The 2,742-nt window shown below is 60.6% G+C and carries 2 protein-coding genes and 2 pseudogenes; 2 read left to right on the top strand and 2 right to left on the bottom strand.

The window, feature by feature from the left end; all coding sequences use genetic code 11:
• Positions 1-82: 82 nt before the first annotated feature.
• Positions 83-184 (bottom strand): annotated as a pseudogene (locus NKJ77_RS32275) (LysR family transcriptional regulator); the annotation flags it as partial.
• A gap of 572 nt (positions 185-756) precedes the next feature.
• Between NKJ77_RS32275 and NKJ77_RS32270 the strand changes: the two are divergent.
• Positions 757-1,032 (top strand): acyl carrier protein, encoded by a 276-nt coding sequence (locus tag NKJ77_RS32270; RefSeq protein WP_023673543.1) that lies wholly within the window; start codon positions 757-759, stop codon positions 1,030-1,032.
• Positions 1,033-2,238: a beta-ketoacyl-[acyl-carrier-protein] synthase family protein gene (locus NKJ77_RS32265; protein ID WP_023707447.1), complete on the top strand. Its 1,206-nt coding sequence runs from the start codon at positions 1,033-1,035 to the stop codon at positions 2,236-2,238.
• 318 nt (positions 2,239-2,556) lie between these two features.
• On the opposite strand, the pseudogene NKJ77_RS32260 reads toward NKJ77_RS32265, so the two are convergent.
• Positions 2,557-2,742 (bottom strand): annotated as a pseudogene (locus NKJ77_RS32260) (IS1380 family transposase); the annotation flags it as partial.

The following is a 2,742-nucleotide window of genomic DNA, read 5'->3' as shown; positions in this document are numbered from 1 at the left end:
CCGGGAAATTTCGGATCGGCTTAAGCAACCAAATCCTACGTCATTTCAACGGGCTTGCGCCACATCCACCAACCCCCATGAATTTGGTTAGGTTGATGCTGCGTGCCGCCGCCGTGAGGCCGCGCTCGCTAAGCAGCGCGTCGAGAACGACGAGAAGATTCAGATCGAGCCCTTTGAAACGCATGCTTAGCTATCCATAGCGTGGATGAATTTGATTGAAACAAACGATTTTACCAATTTTCCGGAATGTCGCATGGACCTGGCAGGATCTCACGTGCGCCGATCACTGCCTCTATCGCGTGGCGAGTCCCTTGAGAAGAGCCCGAAAGAGGAAATCTGTCGCGTGCGGTGGAGATTGTACTGGGAATGAGAGGCAGCGCTCCAAATCATGTCGAACTCTCCGACGAATGGCGACCGGTACATAGTTGATCGCAACTGGTCCGGAGCTATGAAACATCTCGATTACATATGAGGTGCCGAGTGAATACGCTGACAGCACCCACCGTCGCAGCGTTTAGCTGACGTTTGACGACGGTTCCTATCCATTTACACGCAGATTCTTGATGTGCTGGCGCAAAAGCGGGAGGCCGGCGACTTTTCTTCGTCATCGGGCTGACGCCGCAGAAGCCGGAACTCGTCCGGTTCCTATGGGCATTGGGCTTGGTCGGCGCACAGGCTCTATGAGGGGCAATTTTGGCAACGCGACGCGACTCGGGTTTTGAACGACGCCGAAAACGCAAGCTGGAAAGGAACAAGATGGCAGATCAACTCGCCAACGAAATAATCGCAATGATCAAGAAGCGCGCCGCGTCGGAGGGCGGCATAGCGCCTGCCACGGGCGGCGAAATAACGGCTGCCACGGGACTGACTTCGCTCGGTATCGATTCACTGGGATTGGCGGACGTTCTCTGGGACCTGGAGCAGGCCTACGGCATCGAGATCGAGATGAATACGGCCGAGGCATGGTCCGATCTCCAGAATGTTGGGGGCATGGTGGAAGCCGTGCGCAGCTTGCTCCCTACGGGGGTGTGAATGGACAGGCGCGTCGTGATTACTGGGATTGGCGGGATTTGCGGGCTTGGAACCAACGCCGCCGCCATTTGGACAGAGATGCGAGAAGGCCGCTCCGCCATTGGCCCAATCGTCAACTCCGAGTTCCATGAATTGAGGGTCAGGATCGGTGCCGAGATCAAGGCCCTGCCGGAGCATGACATCGACAGCAAGCAACTCATCTCCATGGACCGCTTCAGCCTGCTCGCTGTGCTTGCGGCGCGCGAAGCCATGCGTCAGGCCGGACTTTCCTCCAAAGAGGGAAATAGCTATCGCTTCGGTGCGACGGTGGGCGTTGGCGGCTGCGGGTGGGATGCGATCGAGCAAACCTACCGCGCCATCCTTCTGGGCGGTAAGCGTGCCGCTCTCTTGACTGTACCCAAGGCAATGCCGGGTGCCGCTGCCGGCCAGGTCAGCATGAGTCTCGGCCTGCGCGGGCCGGTCTTCGGCGTCACGTCCGCCTGTTCCTCGGCAAACCATGCGATTGCCTGCGCGGTGGACCAGATCAGGCTCGGCCGGGCCGACGTGATGCTTGCCGGCGGCAGCGAAGCGCCGCTCATATGGGGTGTGCTGAAGGCATGGGAAGCGATCCGCGTGCTTTCGCCCGATACTTGCCGGCCATTCTCGGCCGATCGCCAGGGCCTGTCGCTTGGTGAAGGCGCCGGCATGGCTGTGCTGGAAAGCTACGAGCATGCCTTGGCTCGGGGCGCCACCATCCTTGCCGAAATTGCCGGTGTCGGCCTTTCCGCCGATGCGTCCGGCATCGTCGCGCCGACTGTCGAGGGGCCGGAGGCAGCAATGCGGGCCTGCCTTGCCGATGCCAGGCTGGACGCCGAGGATGTCGACTATCTCAACGCGCACGGCACCGGCACCAAGGCCAACGACCAGATCGAGACGGCGGCGATCAAGCGCGTCTTCGGTCAGCACGCCTTCTCAATGTCCATTTCTTCTACCAAGTCCATGCACGCGCATTGCCTCGGCGCGTCCGGCGCGCTCGAGTTGATCGCCTGCGTGATGGCTATCCGCGAGAGCGTCGTCCCGCCGACTGCCAATTATCGTGAGCTGGACCCCGATTGCGATCTCGACGTCACGCCCAATGTGGCACGCGAGCGCAAGGTGCGCGTGGCACTGAGCAACTCCTTCGCCTTTGGCGGCACGAACGCGGTTCTGGCGTTCAGGCAGGTGTAGAAGCCATGAAAGATGCTTCCGGCAACATTATCTCTCGCATCCAGATGCTTGCCGGATAACCTTGTGAAGGGCGCGTCATTGACCGCCTCGGCGAATGCGGGAAGTGGCAGCGGAAGATCGAGGATCCGGGGGTATCGTCTTTGCGAAATTCTTAACTGTTGAACCGGCTTGGACGTACCGCCGCCCCGTAAAAGGTAAGCGAGGCCATGCGGGCTCGGCTTGAGGGTCTGAAGCTGTACACGACAATGTCTGGAAGCCGCAGGGTCGGCTCTGCGCCCGTTATAGTCGCCTGAGTGCTGCCGGCCCGGCCGCGCCGCGGGCGCCGTCAATGAGCTCCTTGAACATGCGGACCTTGCCTCTCTTGGCCGACGCTTCCAGGCGTGCTGTCGTGCTGGCCTCCAGATCCGCCACATGCTTGCGCAGGGTCGTGGTGGGCGCGAGGCCAAAGATGAAGTCGACGCGCAGCACCAGTCGATGACCTGGGTTGCAATAATGGCTATCCCC

It is taken from the genome of Mesorhizobium sp. M0052 (genome assembly GCF_040323255.1).
GTDB lineage: Bacteria > Pseudomonadota > Alphaproteobacteria > Rhizobiales > Rhizobiaceae > Mesorhizobium.
Note: the sequence above shows the minus strand (reverse complement) of the source record. Positions and strands in the feature narration are given on the sequence as shown.